The organism is Geopsychrobacter electrodiphilus DSM 16401, from assembly GCF_000384395.1.
In the GTDB taxonomy this organism is placed as follows: Bacteria; Desulfobacterota; Desulfuromonadia; order Desulfuromonadales; family Geopsychrobacteraceae; genus Geopsychrobacter; species Geopsychrobacter electrodiphilus.
On the sequence record NZ_ARWE01000001.1, the window covers coordinates 2,990,901 to 3,005,647 of the forward strand.

General features: G+C 55.7%; 14 protein-coding genes and 1 pseudogene. 9 read left to right on the top strand and 6 right to left on the bottom strand.

Annotated features, from left to right (window positions below; genetic code table 11):
• Positions 1 to 133: 133 nt before the first annotated feature.
• The 5 genes from D888_RS0114205 (at position 134) to D888_RS0114225 (ending at position 3,411) form a co-directional block, all read left to right on the top strand.
• Positions 134 to 796, top strand: coding sequence for a DUF2270 domain-containing protein (locus D888_RS0114205; RefSeq protein WP_020677232.1), 663 nt, complete (start codon positions 134 to 136; stop codon positions 794 to 796).
• Between the two features lie 14 nt (positions 797 to 810).
• Positions 811 to 2,133, top strand: a complete 1,323-nt coding sequence (locus D888_RS21785; protein ID WP_020677233.1) for a M16 family metallopeptidase — start codon at positions 811 to 813, stop codon at positions 2,131 to 2,133.
• A gap of 18 nt (positions 2,134 to 2,151) precedes the next feature.
• A complete protein-coding gene (locus D888_RS0114215) occupies positions 2,152 to 2,493 on the top strand; it encodes a zinc ribbon domain-containing protein YjdM (protein ID WP_020677234.1) in 342 nt (113 codons plus the stop codon).
• A 111-nt stretch (positions 2,494 to 2,604) separates the two neighbouring features.
• On the top strand, positions 2,605 to 2,892 hold the full coding sequence (locus D888_RS0114220; RefSeq protein ID WP_026362409.1) for a nucleoside triphosphate pyrophosphohydrolase family protein: 288 nt from the start codon (positions 2,605 to 2,607) through the stop codon (positions 2,890 to 2,892).
• A 42-nt stretch (positions 2,893 to 2,934) separates the two neighbouring features.
• Entirely contained in the window at positions 2,935 to 3,411 is a 477-nt protein-coding gene (locus D888_RS0114225) for a MaoC family dehydratase (RefSeq protein WP_020677236.1), read from the top strand.
• Positions 3,412 to 3,424: 13 nt separating this feature from the next.
• Here the strand turns inward: D888_RS0114225 and D888_RS0114230 are convergent, their stop codons facing one another.
• From D888_RS0114230 to D888_RS0114250, 6 genes are all read right to left on the bottom strand, one after another.
• Positions 3,425 to 3,721 carry a hypothetical protein gene (locus D888_RS0114230; RefSeq protein ID WP_020677237.1) on the bottom strand — a complete coding sequence of 99 codons (297 nt, stop codon included), beginning with the start codon at positions 3,719 to 3,721 and terminating at the stop codon, positions 3,425 to 3,427.
• Positions 3,722 to 3,840: 119 nt separating this feature from the next.
• Positions 3,841 to 4,914, bottom strand: a complete 1,074-nt coding sequence (gene dinB, locus D888_RS0114235; protein ID WP_020677238.1) for a DNA polymerase IV — start codon at positions 4,912 to 4,914, stop codon at positions 3,841 to 3,843.
• 214 nt (positions 4,915 to 5,128) lie between these two features.
• The gene (locus D888_RS23275; RefSeq protein WP_020677239.1) at positions 5,129 to 7,375 is read right to left on the bottom strand and encodes a GAF domain-containing protein; all 2,247 of its coding nucleotides are present in this window, start codon (positions 7,373 to 7,375) and stop codon (positions 5,129 to 5,131) included.
• Between the two features lie 17 nt (positions 7,376 to 7,392).
• On the bottom strand, positions 7,393 to 9,696 hold the full coding sequence (locus D888_RS22690; protein WP_169513290.1) for a CheR family methyltransferase: 2,304 nt from the start codon (positions 9,694 to 9,696) through the stop codon (positions 7,393 to 7,395).
• Positions 9,697 to 9,700: 4 nt separating this feature from the next.
• Positions 9,701 to 9,988, bottom strand: a complete 288-nt coding sequence (locus tag D888_RS24075; RefSeq protein WP_051092385.1) for a chemotaxis protein CheB — start codon at positions 9,986 to 9,988, stop codon at positions 9,701 to 9,703.
• A 388-nt stretch (positions 9,989 to 10,376) separates the two neighbouring features.
• Positions 10,377 to 10,805 (bottom strand): FKBP-type peptidyl-prolyl cis-trans isomerase, encoded by a 429-nt coding sequence (locus tag D888_RS0114250; protein WP_020677240.1) that lies wholly within the window; start codon positions 10,803 to 10,805, stop codon positions 10,377 to 10,379.
• A gap of 193 nt (positions 10,806 to 10,998) precedes the next feature.
• Here D888_RS0114250 and D888_RS0114255 point away from each other — a divergent pair, with 193 nt between their 5' ends.
• The 4 genes and pseudogenes from D888_RS0114255 (at position 10,999) to D888_RS0114265 (ending at position 14,746) form a co-directional block, all read left to right on the top strand.
• Positions 10,999 to 11,595: a TetR/AcrR family transcriptional regulator gene (locus tag D888_RS0114255; RefSeq protein WP_020677241.1), complete on the top strand. Its 597-nt coding sequence runs from the start codon at positions 10,999 to 11,001 to the stop codon at positions 11,593 to 11,595.
• A gap of 19 nt (positions 11,596 to 11,614) precedes the next feature.
• A pseudogene (locus tag D888_RS24890) lies at positions 11,615 to 11,844 on the top strand (efflux RND transporter permease subunit); the annotation flags it as partial.
• Between the two features lie 66 nt (positions 11,845 to 11,910).
• Entirely contained in the window at positions 11,911 to 13,311 is a 1,401-nt protein-coding gene (locus D888_RS0114260) for an efflux transporter outer membrane subunit (RefSeq protein ID WP_020677242.1), read from the top strand.
• A gap of 70 nt (positions 13,312 to 13,381) precedes the next feature.
• Positions 13,382 to 14,746 (top strand): TolC family protein, encoded by a 1,365-nt coding sequence (locus D888_RS0114265; protein WP_020677243.1) that lies wholly within the window; start codon positions 13,382 to 13,384, stop codon positions 14,744 to 14,746.
• Position 14,747: the final 1 nt, after the last annotated feature.

Consider the following 14,747-nt stretch of genomic DNA (forward strand, 5'->3'; position numbering starts at 1 on the left):
ACAGGTGAGAAGTTAGGCGAAAGGGCAGACCCGACACAGGCCTTTCCTCCTCACTCCTTACCCCTCACACCTCACAGGCTCCCAGAGTGTTATAATATCTCCAGCCGGTCCCTTCTCCCGGCTGGAGATTTTTATGACTGATGAAAAACTCACGCACAGTGAAACCGTGACCGCTCTCGCCCATTACTACCGGGCCGAGGTGCAGCGGAGTCTCGCCTGGCGCGAACGCCTCGATCGCACTACCAACTGGGCGGTCGCCGCCTGCGCCGCCTTTCTCGGTTTCGGTTTCAGCCATCCCGAAATTCCGCATCTGTTTTTTCTGTTCGGCCTCGGCATCCTCTATCTGTTGCTCTTCATCGAAGCTCGACGTTTTCGTTTTTATGATGCCTATGAATATCGTGTGCGCCTGATGAATCAGAACATGTTTTATTCAATCCTCAGCAAGGGGACGCTGCCCCTCGATCCAAGCGGAGATGAAGGAGTCTTCTGGCGCGCCGAGCTCGCCTCGGACCTGCGCTACCCGCAGTACAAAATGTCGCTACATGAAGCGCTCACCAAACGCCTGCGGGCCAACTACATCTACCTGTTTATTGTGATGATCGCCGGTTGGGTTCTAAAACTCGCCTCCCACCCCACAGGCGCGCACCGCTGGCAGGAGTTCCTGGACCATGCCCGCATCGGTCCACTGCCCGGCCTTTTCACCCTGCTCTTTCTGCTGGTATTTCTGCTACACCTGTTCTACCTTGCGAGACGCGGTCGGAACTCTTCCGGCGGTCGTGAAATCCTCCACTCGTAGCACTAGAAAATAAGATGCCCGAATACCATATCGATACCCTCTCCAACGGCCTGCGCCTGGTCACAGTCGAAATGCCCCACCTGCATAATGCCGAACTGGTTTGCTACATCGGCACCGGCGGGCGGGCGGAGACCGAAGAATTTGCCGGAATCTCACACTTCCTTGAACACATGCTGTTTCGCGGTACTGAACGTTACCCCAACAGCCGCGCCCTTGAGGGCGCCTTTGAAGCACTTGGTGGCGCTGTAAATGCTTCGACCGACGGCGAAAACACCTGCTTCCATAGTCGGATTCACCCCGCCCACGCGGCGGCCGGAATCGAGATTTTTTCCGATATGCTGCGCAACCCGCAGTTTAACGATCTGGAGATCGAGCGCCGGATCATTTTGGAAGAGGCGCGTGAGGACTATAATCAACAGGGAGAACAAACCAACCCTGACAACCTGATGGCGACCCTGCTCTGGCCGGAACAACCACTGGGCTACCCGCTGATCGGCAGCGACAGATCCTTGCACGCCATCAACCTTGAAGCCTTGCGTGATTTTCACCGTCAGCACTACGTCCCGAAAAACACTGTCATCACCTGCTGCGGACCGATTAAACGTCAGGATATCCTCGCCGCGACGCAAAAATTCTGGGGAGACTGGTTCGGTGGTGAGACGCTCCCCCCGCTCGCCGTTCTGCCGCTTAGATCTGGGCCACGCCAGCAATGGGCCTTTGACTCCGATTCGCAGATCTGCCTGCAACTCGCCTTCCCCATGGCAGGTCGCCGCGATTCACGTCCCTTGCATTTCAGTCTGTTGCGCCGTTTGCTCAGCGGTGGTGGCAGTGCCCTGCTCCCGCACCGGCTGCGCGAAGAATGTGCACTCACCTACGCGGTTGAGGCCAACTGTTCCATGCTGGAGGATACCGGTTATTTCAGTATCGATCTGGCGGTCGCGCCGCACAATCTTGTCCCGGCGTTGGACGAAACGCTCAAGGTCCTGACAAAACTGCGCCAGGCTGCGCCGGAATCCACGGCCCTCGAAGCTGCGCGTATCGGTTATCTGTATGATCTGGAATTTTCTCTTGACCAGCCTGAAGCGATGACAACCCGTTACGGCTGGGGCTTACAGGCCGATTGCCTGCGCACCCTTGAGCAGGATCGTGATGAAATCAAGGTCATCGAGCCGGAACAGATTCAAGCCCTGGCTCGCGAACTCTTCACCGCCGAAAAATTACATCTGGTAGTGGTCGGACCCTGGGAGAAGCGACAGAAGACTGAGGTTAAAAAACTTCTTCAAGCCTTTGACTCAAACCCAAGGTGCTCGCCCTCCGCAAGCGACCGACCTGAATGAAACCAAAAGGATCAAGTCATGAGTGAATACCCTGAGTGTCCCGAGTGCAGTTCTGAATACACCTACGCAGACCGTGGCCTGTTCGTTTGCCCCGAATGTGCCCATGAATGGAGCACCGAAGTCGTTACAGCTGCGACTGAAACGGCGCAGGTGGTGCGTGATGCCAACGGCAATGCGCTTCAGGACGGCGACAGTATTACCGTCATCAAAGATCTGAAAATAAAGGGAACCTCCCTGGTCGTCAAGGTCGGCACCAAGGTCAAAAACATCCGGCTGGTCGAGGGCGATCATGACATCGATTGTAAAATTGACGGCATCGGTGCCATGCAGTTGAAATCTGAGTTTGTCAAAAAACTTTAGCTTTCCACCTCAAAAATCTGACGCCTAACAACCGGCAAAAGCCGCCAGTTGTCTGTTCTCTACTTTTTCCTGTAAACCCTGAAAAAAATTCATTCAAGGTGATGCCAAACGATGGAAGAGCCCATGGATCGCAACCACATCTACCGAGCCGCCCTCGAAAAATGGGGCGACAAGGCCCAGTATGAACAGATGGTAGAAGAATGCGCCGAGTTGATTGCGGCACTCAAACACTATGAACGGGGTAAAATTGAACGGAGCGACCTGGTTGCTGAACTGGCCGATGTCACCCTGATGGTTGGCCAACTCACCTGGATGCTGGGGCCCGATGAGGTCGCGGCGGCCATCGACGCCAAACTCGCCAAGCTCGGAGAGCTGTTGATCGACCCGAACGGACGCTGACCCGCAGGCCTGAACCCGGCGCCAAGCGCAGAAAGGAAACCGATGGAAGCGATCCAGAAACTCCGCAATTTTCTCGCCCCGCAACTTGACCAGGAAATTCATATCGGCCCCTGGCTGCAGATCGACCAGCAGCGGATCGACGATTTCGCCCGCGTCAGCGGTGACCAGCAATGGATTCACACCGACCCCGAGCGCGCGGCCAAGGAATCCCCCTACGGCACCACCATCGCCCACGGCTATCTGACCCTGTCGCTGCTGCCGCTTTTGACCGAGAGCAACCACCCCGATTTTTTTGAAAAAAATTATCCCGGCATGAAGTATCGAGTCAATTACGGCTTAAACCGGGTGCGGTTTCCGGCACCGGTTCGCTGTGGGGCACGGATCAGGGCGCGCACCAGAATTGGAGCGGTCGAGGAGGTTAAGAACGGGGTACAGATTATCTACCTGTTGACCATAGAGATCGAAGGAGAGGAAAAACCCGCCTGTATTGCAGAATTTCTGGCCCGGGTCTACCCCTGAAGCCCACCGCGAGCTACTGAAGTTCCTCTTCTTCGTGAAGATCAAATCGCAGGCGCTTGTGACGCAAGGCAAAGAGGATGGGGTTGACCTCACGAATCTGCTGCAGCACAACCCGTGGCGGGTCCTCGCGGTTATTACACACCTGCTTCAAGACCGGAATCTGACGGGCCTGAATTGAAGCGGTCTTCTCAGCCAGCCCCTCGTCTTCCGCACGCAGATAACGGCTTAACTGAAAGCCGAATTTGCGTGGTTCTCTGTCGAGATTAAGTAGAAAATTCTCCCCCCGCAGCTCCAACCAAAATCGCTTCATCAATTCATCCCAAAATTGGCAAACCTGAAAAGGAGCCGATTATCACCAGCGTTGGCATAAATGACAAGCGTAAAAAAACCGCTGCTCCTGGCGGAAAAGAATCTGGGCCAGCGCGCCCTTCAGGGAAAGGGCAATTCCAGCTGCAATGGATCAGCCCGCGGGATGTCCTGATTGAATTGACTGACGCTGATGCCGAGCAGGCGCACCGCACGTTGGCCGGCGTCGGTCCTGGCCAAAAGCTCTTCCGCCACCGCCAGCATTTCAGACGCGCTGTCAAAGGGGGCCAGCTGGGTGCGACTGCGGGTCAGGGTCTCAAAATCGGCATAGCGCACCTTGAGCGTCAGACAGTGTGCCGCGGTGTCCGCCTGCTTGAGCAATATCGCCAATTGCTCCGCCTGACGCCCCAGAAGCGTCAACATCTGGGCCGGATCGGCCAGATCTTCAGCCAGGGTGGCCTCTTTGCCGAGGGACTTTCGCACCCGATTCGGCTCAACCGGCCGCTCGTCAATCCCGCGCGCAATTTGATAATAGTAGAGACCACTGCTGCCGAAGTGGAGCTGTAACTCCTCCAGCGTACGCACGCGCAGATCCGCCCCGGTTAAAATACCGAGGCGCTGCATGCGCTTTTCGGTCACCCGACCCACCCCGTGGAAACGACGCACCGGCAGCGCAGCAATAAAATCGGGCGCCTGCTCCGGCGTGACCAGGGTCAGGCCATTCGGTTTATTGACGTCGGAGGCGACCTTGGCGAGAAACTTGTTGTACGACACTCCGGCCGATGCGGTCAGTCCGGTTTCACGCACAATCCGCTGCCGGATCAGTTGGGCCAGACGGGTTGCAGACGGATTCTGCTGTTTATTTTCGGTCACATCCAGAAAGGCTTCATCGAGGGACAGGGGCTCAACCAGGTCGGTACTATCGAGAAAGATCTGCCGCACCTGCCGTGAAACCTGAACATAGGCTTCAAAGCGCGGTCGGACAAAGATAGCCTGCGGGCAGAGTCGATAGGCACGCGCCGCCGACATCGCCGAGTGGATACCGAAGCGGCGCGCTTCGTATGAACAGGTGGCCACCACCCCCCGCCCGCCGGGATCACCACCGACCACTACCGGTTTACCACGTAATTCAGGGGCATCACGCTGTTCAACCGCAGCAAAAAAGGCATCCATATCGAGGTGGATAATCTTACGCATAGAGTTTTTTACCACTGAGGCCGTATTGAAACCAGGGCAGGCAGACACTTATCGAAGAGGGAACAATCCCCTGACAAAGCAGGCCTTTTTTATTTGTGGCCTGAGGGGCTACACATTATGACTCATTTAATGGGTTAAGCCATTATTGTCTCAAGAGGGTTGATTGAGTATTGTTGCGAAAGTTGCTTTATCTCGCAAATACGTTGATTTTTACTCAGGCAGGAGATGACGTTGAACTTTCAACAGCACTCCTCAGCACATCGCGCAACTCATCAAAGCTGTAGGGCTTGTTCAAAAATCCTGCAGCGGTACCTTTAATCCGCGAAGTCGCAACCATTTCGCCAAAACCGCTGCAGATAATGATCGATAGATCAGGAGCCCGTTCTTTGAGTTTATTGAATAGTTCATACCCGTCCATAATCGGCATACCGATATCGGTCACTACCAGGGTGATGTCTGCGGCGTGCTTTTGATATAGTTCCAGAGCTTCTGTGCCAATTGCTGTATCAATAACCGTGAAACCTAGCGCCATGATAAGGTCCCTGGCAATTTTCCTAAGCGGCGGCTCATCCTCAACCAGCAGTACCGTGCCAATCCCTTGCCATGGCAACATGGGGACATCCGGAAGCGGGTTTTCATCTGTTGCCTCACTCCTCTGCACCGGCAGATAGACGGTAAAGGTTGTCCCCTCTCCCGGCTTACTGAAAACCTGCAATGCCCCTTTATGTGCCGTGATAATCCCAAGGACTGCTGACATGCCCAGACCACGGCCGCTAAACTTGGTGGTGTAAAATGGCTCAAAAAGGCGCTGTCTGGTCTCAGCGTTCATGCCACAACCGCTATCGGTCACCTTTAAGCAGATGTATTGACCGGCCAGTATGTTCTTGCCGAGATGGTCTGTTTCTAACTGCTCGCCAACAATTGTCACAGCTGCCAGCTCAACCCGTATTTCACCATACTCATCACCAATAGCTTCGCCGCCATTGATAATCAGATTCATAACTATTTGCCGGATTTGACTGGCATCGCCCTGGATTTCGGGTAGTCCCTCTGCCAGCACAGAGGTAATCACCACATTCTTATTGATAGTTGATTTCAGCATCCGGAGCATGTCTTCGATCAGCTCTGCCATCTTGATCTGCTGCATGATCAGCAGTGATTTCCCAGCGTAGGCCAGCATCTGGCGGCACAGGTCCGCACCACGATGGGCAGCCTTATTGATATTGGGAAGCAACTCTCCCACCTTGTGGGGTTTCAGCTTCGCCAACTCGCAGTTACCGATGATGACTGCCAAGATGTTGTTGAAGTCATGGGCTATGCCGCCGGACAATACCCCCAAACTTTCAAGTTTTTGAGCCTGCTGGAATTGCTGTTCCAGGAGCCGTTTTTCTTCTTCGGCTTTTTTACTGACGACGATATCCCAGGCCAGGTCGGCCAATTGGGAAACCGCAGCGACGTCCTGCTCCGTATATCCGGTCGCTTTGTTACCGACCCCGAAGATTGCCACGATCGCGTCACCACGGAAGATCGGCACGACAAGTTCACGCACCACTGGGGCATGCCCCTCCGGCAGTCCTTTGCGGTGGGGGAGTGAAGAGTAGTCGTTATGAACAACTGGTTCGCGCTGCCGGACACAATCAGCCCAAACACCGGCGGCATCGACGGCGTAATGCTGTGAATTTCCCTTAACCTGGCGCAGGGTTGCCAGGGTTTTTGACGACCAGGCCTGCATTTCAAGCATTTTTTGATTGGCGGCAAGAAAATGGAAGAACCCGATTGTGCTTTCGGTCAGGGCTTCCGCTTCATCCAGACTCTTGGTGAGAACCTCACTCAGCGTGTGCTGCAGCGCAAAATCCTTCATTCTGATCCGGGCCTGCAAGATGGCCTCGGTCATGACACGTTCGGAGATGTCGATGATGAACCACTCAAAGCCGACAATCCCGCCGGCGTGAATGACCGGATGAGCTGAGAATATATGGTGGCCGACCGAGCCATCCTTGCGGCGGCTGGCAAACTCTCCCAAGGGGATAGGCGTGCCGCTATGCAGATCTTTTAGATGTTTGAGCGCCAATTCTGATGTGCTGTCAACCTGCAGCAGGCTGAAGTGTTCGCCGATAATCTCATCCCGCGAGTCATATAAGTGCATCTTTAGCCAGGCATCATTGACATCGACGAAACAGTCATTCGGGTCTAAACGAAAGTACCCGGCCGGGGTCATTTTGATGACGTTTTGCAGGTGCAACTCGTAATCTATCAGTGTGTAATTGGCCAGGCGCAGCTCTTCGTTCTGCATCTCCAGCTCTTCGTTCTGCATCTCCAACTCAACCTGATGTACCTGAAGCTCATGCAGCAGACGTTTTTCATCGATCTCAGCGGTGGCTGCCGGTTGTGAGGCAAGTTTCGTCTCGGCTTTGCTGCGCAATTCTGCGGCACTGCTGTAACTTTTTGTCTTATCGACCATGACTTGTCCTCCCCCGGTTAACTTGAACCCTGCCCCTTCAATCTATCAATCTCTGCGCGCAGTTCATCCTCGACCTGCCTGGCGGCGGTGATATCGTTACAGGTAATCACCACGCCGTTGATCATCTTGTCCATGGTGCGGTACGGCATGATGCGCACCAGAAACCTGCGGCCATCCAGGGTTGGCACCTGGTTTTCCACCGAGATCAGCCTTCTGAGCACATCCTGGACATGGTCATACAGCTGCGGATAGTCGAGGTTCGAGACGATATCGGTCAGCGGCCGCCCCACATCGCCCGGAATCAGCTTGAACAGCCGATTGGCCCCGCTGGTGAAACGGCGCACCTGCAGATCATTATCCAGAAAGATCGTGACGATCTCGGTGCTGTTCAGCAGGTTCTCCATGTCGTTGCTGGCCAGCAGATAATCATCCAGCCGGGCGGACTGCTCGGCGTTCACGCTCTGCAGCTCTTCGTTCATGGACTGCATCTCTTCTTTCGAGGTGGTCAACTCTTCATTGGTGGACTGCAGCTCTTCGTTGGTGGATTGCAGTTCCTCATTAGTCGACTTCAGCTCTTCCTGGCTGGTCTGCATCTCCTCACTGGTGGTCCGCGGCTCTTCACGGGCCTTCAGCAGCTCCTGTTCAAGCTCTTCAACCTGAGCACTTTCCGGTAGCGTTCCAGCACGTCGGCGCTTTACCTTGTGTGGCAAGACTACCTCCTTGAAGGCGATCATCACCATCCCACGCAGTGCTTCAGGAGTTTCCAGCTTTAATATTGTTATATCCACAGTCTTAACTTTACTGTCTTCTTCCGCCAGGTCGCCCCTGACTGTGACCGGCTCAGTCTGTTGCAGCGCCTGATTGAAGGCATTCCCCAGTTTGTACTGCAGGTCACCACGGATCATGGCAAAGATGTTCAGGTTGGCTTTCCCAGCTGCAGGTTCGAGGTATTTTCCGGTACGCCCGCTGATATAAATAATATCCCCCTGATCATTGACCAACACCGTCGGCAATGAGAAGTGCTGCAGGATTAAAGCGTCAGCCAGGGGTTGAAGGTTGTCGGCTGCCTTGAGCATAAGAGACTCCTGATACGTTGAAGCGGGCTGGGTGTGGGTTAACGAGGTCGGGAAGCTTATCGCCCAATTGCGGAACAAGGTTGGTTTGCGCCAGAACAACTTCGATTTGAGCGTGGCGACATCGAACAGATCGACCTGGGACCCGATGGTCTCAGCGCTGCCGAGAAAGAGCAGACCACCCGGTTTCAGCGAGTAGTGGAACAGCGGCAGCAGTTGCTTCTGCAGATTGGTGGAAAGATAGATCAACAGGTTGCGGCAGATCAGGATATCCAGTTTGGTAAAGGGAGGGTCCATGATAGCGTTCTGCTGGGCGAAGGTGACCTGCTCACGGATCTCCTTGCATATCCGGTAACTGCTGCCCTCTTTGGCGAAGAAACGCCGCAGCCGTTCTGGCGAAACATCGGCCTCGATCCTGGCAGGATAGATCCCGCGACGGGCTTTTTCGATGGCATCGACATCCAGATCGGTGGCAAAGATCTGCAGAGAGTAGTTAACCGACTGCGGGATCTGATCCAGAGCCTCCCGGAACAGCATCGCCAGGGAATAGGCCTCCTCTCCAGTCGAGCAGCCGCACGACCAGGCTCGCAAGCTGCCGCCTTCAGGATAGTTTGCCAGTATCCTGGGTAGAGCTTCGTTCTTCAGGTCATCCCACATGGCCGCGTCACGGAAAAAGCTGGTAACGCCGATCAGCAGCTCCTTGAAGAGCAGCTCGACTTCTTGAGGGTTCTTCGCCAGTAAACGGGCATAGTCGGCAATCGAAGCGAGCTTGTGAATCCCCATGCGCCGCTCGATCCGTCGATAGACCGAGGTGGGTTTGTAGAGCGAGAAGTCGTGCCGGGTCTTTGCTTTGAGAATGGCGGTGATCTTTTCAAAGTTGCCCTGCTCGTTATCGCGCTCCCCCTGCTCGGTCTTCCAGCGCGGTGCAGCGTAACCAAGAAAATCGATGATGCGGGCCGGTATTTCCTCTGCCGGGGCAACGATGTCGGCATAGCCCGCAGCGATAACGCTTTTAGGCATGCTGTCGAACTTGGCTGAAACAGGTTCCTGAACCAGCGCCAGACCACCCTGCTCCTTAATGGCACACAGCCCCAGAGTGCCGTCCGAGCCCATCCCGGAGAGGATCACGCCAATGCTCTGCTCGGTGCAATCCGCTGCCAGCGAACGCAGAAAAATGTCTATCGGCAGCCGCAGTCCGTGTTTTGCCTCAGGAACCTCAATCTGCAGAGTCCGGTTGCTGATCAGCATATCTTTATTGGGGGGGGATAACATAAACACAGTCAGGCAGCACAGTGGTCCTGCCATTGACCTGCTGGACCTTCATGCTGGTGAAGCGTTGCAGGAGTTCTGGAAGATTGCCGGTGTGATCAGGGGAGAGGTGCTGAACCACGACAAAAGCAATGCCGCACTCTTTGGGGACATGACGTAAAAACAGTTCCAACGCCTCCAGACCGCCAGCAGAAGTTCCTATGCCGACGATGGGGAAGAGCGGAGGTGGCCTTTCTGCATTGATGAGCGGTTTCGTTTTTGCACCCTGCATGGAGGTCTCCGGATGAAAACAAAAAACGACCCACAAAGGGAGTCGCAACTCCGAGCTATCTGGGCATCTAAAAGGACAACTCATTAAGAAATCGTTAAGTGAGCATGTCTATGAGTATACCAAATGGCAATTTAATTACGTAGAAATAAAAGGAAAATGGCCCAAATAGCTGTCGTCAATATTCACTTTTGCAAGGATTTCGACATAGCCCCGTTAGGCCATCCCAGGGAATCTTCAGAATGTAGTTAATTGATTATCATTGAAGGCCACTGAGGCCATTGAATATTTGTGAGGGCACGCAAAAAAAACTGAGGATTGCATCCATTCCTGACAAAACAGCCCCGATGAGGCTTCACCGGGGCTGTTTTATTTCAACTGGCAATACGGGTCAAACAATCTCAACCAGTTCGATCTCAAAGTTTAGGTCTTTACCAGCCATCGGATGATTCGCATCCAGCACAATTTTGTCGCCTTCAACTTCAACCACGGTCAGCAGGACTGGCTGGCCATCGTCGAGTTCCGCCTGAAATTGCTGGCCGACTTCCGGGGTGAGCCCTTCTTCAAACTGACCAAGGCTGGACTCAATAACCATCTCAGGTTTGCGCGGGCCATACGCCTTCTCCTCAGAGATTCGGACCGTCTTTGATTCGCCGATCTTCATCCCCACAACGGCCTGCTCAAAGCCAGGGATCACCTGACCACCACCGACCTCAAATTCTAAAGGATCATTTCCGACAGAACTGTCAAAGGTTGTCCCATCATCAAAAGTCCCGGTGTAATGAACCTTAACTTTATTCCCTGCTACTGCGACTGACATAACCTCTCCATAAAAGCTGTTGGCCGCTACGTACGACCAGTTAAAAACAGACTTGGCGATTATCAAATGCTCAGCTTTGCCCAGATGGCCGGATAAATCAACCCCCCCTAAATCCTTTTTCCGAAGACCGCTTGACAGCCAGATTCAGCCAGAGCTATAACGGAATGAACGTTCATTCCACAGGAGAACCAAGATGACGATTGAAGAAGTTGACAAATGCCATGCGGTGACACAAGCAGCACTTGAGCTGATTGCCGTGCAAGGCTTTCATGGCACTCCAATTTCACAGATCGCCAAACTGGCCGGTGTCAGCGTCGGCAGCATCTACCGTTACTTCGCCGATAAGGATGCGTTGATTCACGCGATCCATACGCAGGTCGAAGAGAAGATGCACGATGCGCTGACTACCCAACTTTCCGTGAATCTGGCCAACCGCGAGCTTTTTATGCAACTGATAAAAACCCTGGTGCTCCACCTCTACACCAATCCCCTCGAGTTTAAATTTATTGAACAATATTATAATTCACCGTTCGGTGTTGAAAAGATGCGTAAAAAATTTCTGGAGGATGCGGATCCCTGCCTGTGCTCTGATCAGGACAAGCCTTTTTTCGATCTTCTCTGTGAGGAGCGTGGCAAGACGATCAAAAACCTGCCGGTGTCGATGATTCACGCGCTGGCCTTCGGTCCAATGATCTTTCTTGTGCGCGACCTGCACTCCGGATTCGTTGCGCTGAATGATGACCTGCTGCAGCAATTTGCAGCCAGTTGCTGGGACGCAATAAAACTTTAAGAGGCATGCGTTTTCGACTGCGGAGATTAAAGTGGCAACCCTGCGTCTGCGACCGATCCTCATGACCACCGGAGCCACGGTGCTCGCCAATATTTCCCTGGCGCTGTTGCCGAGAGCCTTACGCAGATCGGCTGGGTCATTGTCGACGGCTTGTCGTTCGGGACTCTTTTGACCCTGTTCGTCATCCCGGCGGTTTATCTATTGCTCGCGCGTAAACGTCAACCTATGATGGCAGAGGACACTAATTAAGTTAATGAACCTGAGTCTACCCGCAACCAGCACCACAGAGGTGATCGCATGATAAAGGACAAGAACATGCTGAAGATGAGTTCCAGATCGATCCTGATTCCGCTGCTGCTCCTGTTTCTTGGCGGCTGCGCCCTCGGTCCGAATTATCAGAAACCTGCGGCGCTGGTGCCGATCCACTACAAAAATGATGCCCCCTGGAAGACGGCTACCCCCAGTGATCAGCTTGAAAAAGGGAACTGGTGGGAGATTTACGCCGACGACAGCCTGAACGGGCTGGAACAACAGGCGAATGCCGCCAATCAAACCCTGAAGGCCGCCTACGCGCGGCTGACGCAAGCTCAGGCCGCGGCCGGGATCAGCAAGGCGGACCGCGTGCCGCGCCTCGACCTGAACGCCAGCGCCAATCGCAGTCGCACCCCCGGTGCGTTTTCATCGACTGGCAGCGGCGTGGTCGGGAACCAGTTCCGCCTGCCGCTCACCCTGGGATATGAGATTGATCTCTTCGGGCGGGTCAAGCGCTCGATCGAAGCGGCAGAGGCCGACGCCGCCAGCGCAACCGCCGACTATCAGGCGCTGCTCCTGCTCCTGCAGTCGGATCTGGCGCGCAGTTACTTTTCGCTCCGCGAGCTTGATACCGAAATTTCTCTCCTGCAGCGGACCCTGAAGCTCCGCAACGAATCACTGAAGATGATTCAGAGCCAGTTTGATCATGGTCTTATCGGACAGCTCGACCTGTTGCGCGCCCAGACCGAACTCGCTGCTACTGACGCCGAAGCCATCGGCCTGCAGAGACAGCGCGACCAACTCGAAAACGGCATCGCCCTGCTGGTCGGGCAGTCCCCCTCCAACTTCACTCTGACCGCAGCCCCCCTGAAACTGAATATCCCCGCAGTAACACCCGGGCTCCCCTCCAGCCTGCTGGAACGGCGTCCCGACGTGGCCGCCGCCGAACGCCAGATGGCGGCCGCCTCGGCGCGCATCGGCGTGGCGAAAACCGCCTTCTTCCCGGCCATCAGCCTGACCGGCAGCGCCGGTTTCGGCAGCACCCAGATCAGCAACCTTTTCAGCCTGGACAATCGCAGCTGGGGGCTGGGACCGGCCATCTCGCTGCCGATATTTGATGGCGGGCGCAACAGCGCCAATCTTGAGCGCGCCAGAGCCGCCTACGAGGAAGCGATCGCCAACTACCGTCAGCAGGTGCTGGTGGCTTTTGGCGAAGTGGAAGACGGATTGAACGGCCTGCAGAGTCTGGCGCAGCAGGCACAGGCCCTCCAGCGCTCGGTCGATGCCGCAACCCAGGCCTGGCAGATCTCGGAGAAACGCTACAACGCCGGGCTGGTCAGCTATCTGGAGGTCATCGATGCCCAGCGCAGCGCCCTGCAGTCTGAACGCCTGCTCAATCAGAACCGCGGCCTGCAAATGACCACCAGTGTACTGCTGGTCAAGGCCCTGGGCGGTGGCTGGTAATACGCGTTCGCAGCCGAAAGGTTGTTCCTTCTTGCCGAGATTCTGCCCCGAACTTAGGGTTCTAAAGCCTATGAAAATATTATTGTCTATCACCATCGCTCTCTGTCTGTTGAGCTGCGTCTCTCAAGTAACATTCGCGGCCGAACCAGAACAGCATCCACGACAACTGACTCTGGCTGACGCCGTCAATCTGGCGCTGGCTGCAAACCCTGCGTTGACTCTGACTCGCAACCGCCAGGCGGCGGCGAACGTCAGCGTCGAGGCAGCCCAGGCCAATTTTCTCCCCGATCTGCAGGCGAAAACTCGCGCCAGCGAGCGCTATGCCCAGGACGCCATTCCGGGACAGGGGAACGACTCCCGTTCCTTAAGCCTCGGCCTCTCCTCCAGCCTCAATCTGTTCAACGGCTTCGCCGACGAAGCCAGCCTCAGCAACGCCCGGCGCCAACTCGATGCCGCCGCAGCCACCCTGTTGCGCCAGCAACAGGCCACCGCCTTCAACGCGGCGACCGCCTATATCAATGTTTTGTCCAATCGTGAACTGGTCAAGGTGGCCGAACAGAATCTGGTCCGGGAAGAGGCGTTGCGCGCCCAGATCGAGGCGTTCTATCAGGCGGGAAATCGCTCAGTGACGGACCTCTATCAACAACAAGCCGCCAAGGCCCAGGCCGAACTCGATCTGCTTGACGCCCGGCGCAACCTTGAGGTCGCTCTCCTGCTGCTGGCCCAGAGCCTGGGCCAGCAGCCCCCCTGGGCCGTCGACCCGCAGCCCCTCAATCCCCTGGCACTGGTTGACAGTCTGAAAGGGCTCGAGCCGGGCGCAGCACTGCAGTTTGCACTCAAAGCGCGCCCCGACCTGATCGCCCAGAACAGGCTGGTTGAGGCGGCGCAAGATACGACCCGTGAGGCTGCGGCCGGCCGCCTGCCCCGCCTTGATCTGGTAGCCAGTGCCGACACCGGATACAGTTCGCTCAACAGCGGACGCGCTATTGGTGCCCAGCTCAGTCAGGATAATGGCGTCGCCACCCTCGGATTAACCCTCAGCGTACCGATATTTGATCGCGCCAAGACCCGCAGCGAGGTCAGCCAAGCACGCATCGCCGAGCAGGATGCCACAGTCAAGGTGGTTCAACTGCGGCAACAGATCGGCGTCGAAGTCGGCCAGGCGGTCGCCGATTACCGGCGTGCCGAGCTTCAACTGACCCTCACCCAGGCCCAGCTCAAGTTCGCCCGTCAAGCCCTGGATGCCGCCCTCGCCCGCTACCAGGCCGGCGCGGCGAGCTGGGTTGAGCGCGCTACCGCCCGCACGACCTTTGTCCAGACCGCCGGAGCCGAAGTGCGGGCCCGTTACGCCCTGCTCCAGCAGGGACTGGCCGTAGGTTACGCTCGCGGTGATATTCAACTTCTGCTGACCCGCATCCCCTCAGGCAAGGAATAAC

What these genes read in the sequence shown, in the direction of transcription:
- D888_RS0114205 (WP_020677232.1), top strand. Translation starts at nt 134, where the DNA reads ATGACTGATGAAAAACTCACGCACAGTGAAACCGTGACCGCTCTCGCC.
- D888_RS21785 (WP_020677233.1), top strand. Translation starts at nt 811, where the DNA reads ATGCCCGAATACCATATCGATACCCTCTCCAACGGCCTGCGCCTGGTC.
- D888_RS0114215 (WP_020677234.1), top strand. Translation starts at nt 2,152, where the DNA reads ATGAGTGAATACCCTGAGTGTCCCGAGTGCAGTTCTGAATACACCTAC.
- D888_RS0114220 (WP_026362409.1), top strand. Translation starts at nt 2,605, where the DNA reads ATGGAAGAGCCCATGGATCGCAACCACATCTACCGAGCCGCCCTCGAA.
- D888_RS0114225 (WP_020677236.1), top strand. Translation starts at nt 2,935, where the DNA reads ATGGAAGCGATCCAGAAACTCCGCAATTTTCTCGCCCCGCAACTTGAC.
- D888_RS0114230 (WP_020677237.1), bottom strand. Translation starts at nt 3,721, where the DNA reads ATGAAGCGATTTTGGTTGGAGCTGCGGGGGGAGAATTTTCTACTTAAT.
- dinB (WP_020677238.1), bottom strand. Translation starts at nt 4,914, where the DNA reads ATGCGTAAGATTATCCACCTCGATATGGATGCCTTTTTTGCTGCGGTT.
- D888_RS23275 (WP_020677239.1), bottom strand. Translation starts at nt 7,375, where the DNA reads ATGGTCGATAAGACAAAAAGTTACAGCAGTGCCGCAGAATTGCGCAGC.
- D888_RS22690 (WP_169513290.1), bottom strand. Translation starts at nt 9,696, where the DNA reads ATGCTGATCAGCAACCGGACTCTGCAGATTGAGGTTCCTGAGGCAAAA.
- D888_RS24075 (WP_051092385.1), bottom strand. Translation starts at nt 9,988, where the DNA reads ATGCAGGGTGCAAAAACGAAACCGCTCATCAATGCAGAAAGGCCACCT.
- D888_RS0114250 (WP_020677240.1), bottom strand. Translation starts at nt 10,805, where the DNA reads ATGTCAGTCGCAGTAGCAGGGAATAAAGTTAAGGTTCATTACACCGGG.
- D888_RS0114255 (WP_020677241.1), top strand. Translation starts at nt 10,999, where the DNA reads ATGACGATTGAAGAAGTTGACAAATGCCATGCGGTGACACAAGCAGCA.
- D888_RS0114260 (WP_020677242.1), top strand. Translation starts at nt 11,911, where the DNA reads ATGCTGAAGATGAGTTCCAGATCGATCCTGATTCCGCTGCTGCTCCTG.
- D888_RS0114265 (WP_020677243.1), top strand. Translation starts at nt 13,382, where the DNA reads ATGAAAATATTATTGTCTATCACCATCGCTCTCTGTCTGTTGAGCTGC.